This is a genomic window from Devosia pacifica, from assembly GCF_014652635.1.
In the GTDB taxonomy this organism is placed as follows: domain Bacteria; phylum Pseudomonadota; class Alphaproteobacteria; order Rhizobiales; family Devosiaceae; genus Devosia; species Devosia pacifica.
The window spans coordinates 1,348,631-1,354,976 of record NZ_BMZE01000001.1; the positions used below are offsets into that span (position 1 = coordinate 1,348,631).

General features: G+C 58.3%; 4 protein-coding genes and 1 pseudogene. 1 reads left to right on the top strand and 4 read right to left on the bottom strand.

Annotated elements, in window-relative coordinates:
- Positions 1-11: 11 nt before the first annotated feature.
- From IE127_RS06650 to IE127_RS06660, 3 genes are all read right to left on the bottom strand, one after another.
- Positions 12-914 carry an ABC transporter permease gene (locus tag IE127_RS06650; RefSeq protein ID WP_189424473.1) on the bottom strand — a complete coding sequence of 301 codons (903 nt, stop codon included), beginning with the start codon at positions 912-914 and terminating at the stop codon, positions 12-14.
- A gap of 11 nt (positions 915-925) precedes the next feature.
- Positions 926-1,882: an ABC transporter permease gene (locus IE127_RS06655; protein WP_189424475.1), complete on the bottom strand. Its 957-nt coding sequence runs from the start codon at positions 1,880-1,882 to the stop codon at positions 926-928.
- Between the two features lie 84 nt (positions 1,883-1,966).
- Positions 1,967-3,559, bottom strand: coding sequence for an ABC transporter substrate-binding protein (locus IE127_RS06660; protein ID WP_189424477.1), 1,593 nt, complete (start codon positions 3,557-3,559; stop codon positions 1,967-1,969).
- Positions 3,560-4,105: 546 nt separating this feature from the next.
- Between IE127_RS06660 and IE127_RS06665 the strand changes: the two genes are divergently transcribed.
- Positions 4,106-5,668: an asparaginase domain-containing protein gene (locus IE127_RS06665; protein WP_210310429.1), complete on the top strand. Its 1,563-nt coding sequence runs from the start codon at positions 4,106-4,108 to the stop codon at positions 5,666-5,668.
- Positions 5,669-5,881: 213 nt separating this feature from the next.
- Here IE127_RS06665 and IE127_RS06670 read toward each other — a convergent pair.
- Positions 5,882-6,346: pseudogene (locus tag IE127_RS06670) on the bottom strand (tyrosine-type recombinase/integrase); the annotation flags it as partial.

A 6,346-nucleotide genomic window follows, 5' to 3' on the forward strand; every position in this document is an offset into this window, starting at 1 on the left:
TTCGGTCCTCCTCAGGACTTCACGTCCATGGCATGCCGTAGCCCGTCGCTGACGAGATTGAACGACAGCGAAACGATGAAGATGGCGATGCCGGGGAGCGCGCAAACCAACGGCTGGATGTAGATGGCCTGACGCAGATTAGAGAGCATTTGCCCCCAGTCAGGCGTCGGAGGCTCAACGCCAAGCCCGAGGAATGACAAGCCGGCGGCGAGCAGTATCGAGACCGAGACGAGGCTGGAGGCGTAGATAAAAACCGGTGGCAAAACGTTGCCGATGATGTGCCGGCTGATGATCGACAGACTCGACGCGCCGGTTGCGCGCGCCGCCTCGACGAAATCCAGCGACCGAATTTGTGTCGTTGCCGTCTCGGCAATACGGCAGAGCGAGGGAATGAAGACCAGAGTGAGAGCCAGAAGGCCGCTGGCGGCGCCCCCACCCATGGTTCCGGAAATAGCCACGGCCAGCAACACGGAAGGGAAGGCATAGAACACGTCCATGGTGCGCATGATCAGCGTATTGGTGACGCCGCCTGCAAAGCCCGCGAGTACGCCAAGCAATCCACCAATTCCCACTGCGAACAGCACCGGCAGGATCCCCATGGCAAGGCTCATGCGCCCGCCGTACAGCAGACGGCTGAGCATATCGCGCCCGAGTTCGTCGGTGCCCAGCAGGTAACTCTCTGTTCCGATCGGCTTAAGGCGCGCGATCATGCTCGTGGCGTAGGGATCATGCGGTGCGATGATCGGCGCGAACACTGCGGAAAGGATCGCCAGGATGATGATCGTCAGAAAGACAATGGTCGCCTTATCGTCGCTCAGGCGCTCAGCAACGGTGTGCCAATAGCCCTTTGGCTTGTAGGCAGGAGTAACCGCGTCTGCCCTTCGGGCTGCAACGGGACCGATTTCGGTTGTCATGGCGAGCCTCCTCAAGCGCGCTTGATGCGCGGGTCGACCAGCGTCTGCAGCAGATCGACGACGAGATTGATGAGAACGAAGCTGAGCGCGAGAACGAGAATAGTGCCCTGCAACAGCGGAATGTCGCGGGTGAGGATCGCCTTGCTCATAAGAAAGCCGGTGCCTGGCCAGGTGAAGATGGTCTCGATCAGGATCGATCCGCCGATCAGATATCCAAGCTGCAAGCCCATCACCGCGAGAATCTGCGGCAGAGCATTGCGAACGGCGTGCGTCAGGATCGCAACATTGGAGAGCCCCTTGGCCCTGAGCATTTGCACGAAGTCCTGGCCCAGCGTGTCAGCGACCGCAGAGCGCGTGCTGCGCGTGACGACGCCAAGCGGGATCATGGCCAGCGTCAGCATTGGCAGAACGGCGTATTTGACCTGGTTCCAATCGAACCAATTGAACGTCTCCGAACCGCCGCTGCCCATGCCGGTGGCGGGCAGCACTCGAAAGGTGACGGCAAAGACGATGACGAGAACGATCGCCAGCCAGTAATTAGGAATGGAAATGCCGACGGCGGAAATGCCTGTGGCGAACTTGTCTATGAGCTTGCCGCGATTGTAGGCCGCAAGCGTGCCGAGCGCGAAAGCCAGGATAAAGGCCAAAAGCACCGCGCCAATGGCAATCGACAGCGTATTGCCAAGCGCGTTGAAAACTTCATATGAAACCGGTCGGTTGGTCTGTAGCGATGTGCCAAGGTCACCGGTCAGCGCGCGCATCAGCCATTCCAGATATTGGATCGGCAAAGGTTGATCGAGCCCGTAGAGCCGCCGGATCATCGCCACATCCTCGACTGTCGCGTCAGGTGGCAGCAGCGACTGAATGGGATCACCCGGGGCGAGATAAACTAGCCCGAAGCAGATGATCGAAACCCCGACAGCGATCGGAATGGCGTAGAGGGTGCGCTGTATTGCGTAGATCCACATGGCGTGTACCCCTTTCGGTCTAGGCCGGCATGGCTGCGATTGTGCCGGGAGGACCGCCGCGCCTACGGCGCGGCGGCAGGGAGATCACTCGACGATGATCGGCGTCATGTCCTGGAACCAGCTCTGGGCCTGAACGAACCCGGAGAGGTTTGGAGCTAAGGCCCGCGGGTTGAGGTCCGACACGATGAACAGACGCGCCGCATCCTCGGTGATCATCTCGTGGGCTTCGCGGATCAGCTCGTTCTGTTCGTCAATGTTGTAGGTAGTGAGCGCCTGTTCGAGGAGGTCATCGACCTCGGGGTTACTGTAGCCGCCCCAATTGCCGCCATTTGGCGACTGGTAGCGCGACATGAACCCACGGACAAAGCTGAACGGCTCCATGACGGCGGACGAGAAGTTGATGGCGTCGTAATCCGGGTAGGCCACAGCGCCCTGCTGGAACATCGTGATCATGGTGTTCCAGTCGATGACTTCGAAGTTGACCTCAAAGCCAGCCTCCTCAAGCTGCGCCTTGACGAGCTCATTCATTGGCAGCGGCTGCATCTGGCCCGAGCCGGAAGTCGAGATCGCGACCTTGATCTCGCATGGCATGCATCCGGCTTCTTCGAGAAGGCTGCGAGCCTTCTCGACATCGTGTTCGTACACGAACACATCGCCATAGTTTTCCTGCTCGGGGATATAGGCACCGTAACTCTCGGTTGCGACGCCGCCGAGCATGGCTAGCATGGCCTCACGGTCAACAGCATAGTTGGCGGCCTGACGGATCCTTTTGTCGGTAAAGGCGCCCTCCATAGTGTTGAACAGATAGGGCCATGTGTGAGGGTAAACATTGGTGACAACGTTCATGCCGGCGCCTTCGAGAGCCGGAATCATATCCGGCGATGGCGCTTCGATGAAGTTCACCTGTCCCGAGAGCAGTGCCGAAGCGCGGGTCGTCGCTTCTGGCATCGGCATCAGCACGAGCTTGTCGTGTTTTGGAATGCGATCTTCGTTCCAGTAATTCTCGTTCTTTGCCAATACCAGCCGCTCGTGAGGGACTACGCTTTCAAACACATACGGCCCAGTGCCTGAGGGATTGTCCGAATATGCCGCCCAATCATTGCCCGCCTCCTCAACGGCGCATTGCGACACCATGAAGACGTAAGGCAGATTGTAGGGAAACAGTGATTCCTCATCGCTCGTCGTGATCGCGAACGTAGCCTCGTCGATCTTTTCAGCGCCTGCGATATTGCTGGTGCGAGAGCGGGCGCGTGCGAATTGCGCCGGGTTAAAGGCGGGATGCGCTTCGTTGATCAAGCGCTCGATATTCCACACGGCGACATCAGCGTTCCACTCGCACCCGTCATGGAATGTAACACCCTGGCGCAGATCAAAAATCCAGCGCTTCGGGTTGTCCGGATCAACCTCATAGCTAGTAGCGAGGCCAGGAACGACATCAACTTCTTCATCCGTTGAGGACAGATCCCAGGCAAGCAGGCCATCATACAGCGAATAGCCGACGAATCGGTATCCCTCGAACCCTTGGTCGGGTTGACCCGACCAGTCGGGAATATCACCGGCGGTCATCGCCACAGTCACAGTCGACTGAGCGTTGGCCGACATAGTGGTAATGAGGGCGGCCGCCCCTGCCAGGACCAGCGCCTTCATCTGGCCAAGAGTTGATTGTGTTAATCGCATGTGCATGCCTCCACTGTGCTGCTTGATTGCCTGTGGCTGGCATTCTCAGTGCAACCGGCGTGCCAATCTCCCTCACCGCGATGTTTCGCCTAGCAGTCTACAAGCTAAATGCCGGAAACTGCTGAAATTTTGCGTACACAGCTCTCATTACGCAGTCAAAGTATACAATCTAAGTCGCTGTTTTCCCTGCCCTCAGCATTTGTCTAAATGCTAATCGTTTCACACTTATGCACATTCTTTAGGCTTGCAGAATAAATTCGACTATGTCCAGATAGTTGAGCGACATCAAAACTCCGCCTCGCTATAACTCGGCGATCGCTGAAAAAGGGTCCAAAAGTTGGATGTATACAATTGATGTCTGCAGTCCGCATTTGCTTGTCAACGGAGGCCCGCATGACTGTCCACTACCCTAAAAATACAAAAGTGCGCATTGCTCACCTGGCTGGTCCCACCGCCACGATTCAAAACACCCCCCCGCTGGTCACTTCCAACAAGGCTCGCAAGGCTCATGGATTGCCGGCACGCACAAACCCGGATGGCAGCGAAATGAAGTTCGATGCTCTGCGGGCGCAACGCCTTGCCGCACCGGCGACGATCTTTGTCGAGCAGTATTCAGCGCATCCGCTTGAAGCCGATGCCGCCGAACTATATGGGCCGCCGGATGGCTTTATGGATGCCTCTGGGGCCGTGAATGCTGAGCGGCAGTCGCCGGACGATCGGCCGGTCTACAAGATCGACCTTTTGCCCGAAGACGGGTTGTATCCTCTGCCCTATATGGCCAGGCAGGCGGACGGCAGCGCCTGGGAAGAAGAAATGGCGGTCCCAGGCGGACCTGAAGAAAAGGCACGCCAGGGATTCTTCCCGGATGGCTCGCGCAGCTTCGAAGAAATCGACCGGCTATCGATCGGCGTTCAAGGGGTGGCCAACGCCATTTCAGAACAGGCAGAGGTCGAGTTCTATCGTGTGATGCCGCCGGGAGGGTTCAAGAAAGGCGTACCGGCACACCTACGCACAGATGTTGGGGAGGGCGATATTCCCCCAGAGCAACGCGGCCTGCACTTCAACGCCTACAAACCGCATCATTTATCGACGGCCCCTGCCCGTCCTGCTTTGGCAAAAATCACCAACGACACTCAAGCCATCGCCGATAGCGGCAAGTACGACGGATTGGTGTGGACGCAAGGCAGCCCTCAGGTCGAAGAAACCGCCTACTGGTTCAACCTGTTGATCGACACAAAGCTACCGATCTGTGGAAACGCCGCGCAGCGACCACAAGGCCAGATTAGCAATGACGGGCCAAAGAACATTGTAGACTCGATCGCGTTCATCCGCTCCGGCATCTGGAAAGACGAGAGTGGGGCCAATCGGTGCGGGACCGTCGTGGTGCAGGAGCAGCAGTACTTTGCCGCACGCGAAGTTACGAAGGTCGACGCCCGGCCCGGCGGGTATGCTGCAACCGGCGGGCATGGCGGCATTCTGGGACAGACGAGCCACAACGGTGACATCTCGCTGATGTACGTTCCGGCCTACAAGCATACTTACTTGTCCGACGTGAACATCACCAAGCTGCCCACCTCCACCAAAGCGGCACAGCGCATTGACGGCCAACTTCAGCACATCGATGTCACCATCAAGGGCGCTGACGGCAAACTGACCGAAAACGCGATCCCTTCGGTCTCCATTCTCAAAGAAGGCAGCTATTCCGACGAAGACTATACCGTTGAACCCGATGATGTGACGGAGCTCGTGGCGCACTTGGAACACAAGTTGCAGCTTGGCCGGCTATCCGGCTTCATCACCGAAGGGCTGGTCCCCTATGGTAGGTTGCCGTCAGCATCCCGCGAAGCGCTGGTCCTGAAAGCCACGTTCAGCGGCATTCCCACAGTGCGTGTCGGTCGCGGAGCACCGGAGGGATTCGCGGACCCCTACCCGTTCGTCATTGCCGGATCCAATCTGACCGCTATCAAGGCACGGCTCCTGCTTATGGCGTCGCTCATGAAATTTGGCGCTTTGCCGATTGCCGCTGACCCAAGCGCTCCGACGGATGCCGAAAAGCAGGCAACGATCGCCGCCGTTGCCGAGTATCAGGCTGTCTTCAACTCGCACTGAAGCGCGTCCGGTCGGGCGGACCAGTTCCCTTGCAAGATCGAGGCCGGGCAAAGGCGTCGACAGTTGACAGATGTTCCGACGCAGCTTGGCTCGACCTCGCCTAGTGCGCCAGAGAGCGATGGCAGCTCTTTAGGGATCGGCGAAAGATCCCTGACGTCGGAAATGGGGCGCTTCGCCGACGGTGCAGAAGCGACCGTCGGCGAAGTCGCTTGATCAGATCTCGGTAGCCTCTGATAGCGAGAGAGCGTCGTCGACGTCTACGCCAAGGTACCGCACTGTGGTTTCGATCTTGCTATGGCCAAGCAGGATTTGGATGGCCCGCAGGTTTCCTGTTGCTTTGTAGATGAGCGATGCCTTGGTCCGACGCAGAGAATGGGTGCCATACTCCTCTGGCGCCAAACCAATGGCCGTGACCCACTCGTCCACAAGCCTGGCGTATTGGCGGGTGCTCAGGTGGCCATTGGCCACGACTCGACTCGGGAAGGCGTAGTCATCGATCGTACCGCCGCGTCGCTCGAGCCAGCCAAGCAGGCTGGCTCTTGTGTCAGCAGTGATCTCGAACTGGACTGGTCTGCTTGTTTTTGCTGGATCACCATCGATCGCGAGCGGATGGCGGGGCCAGCTACGAGTGTGCCGATCTTGATTTTCACCAAATCGCAGCCTCGAAGCTTGCTGTCG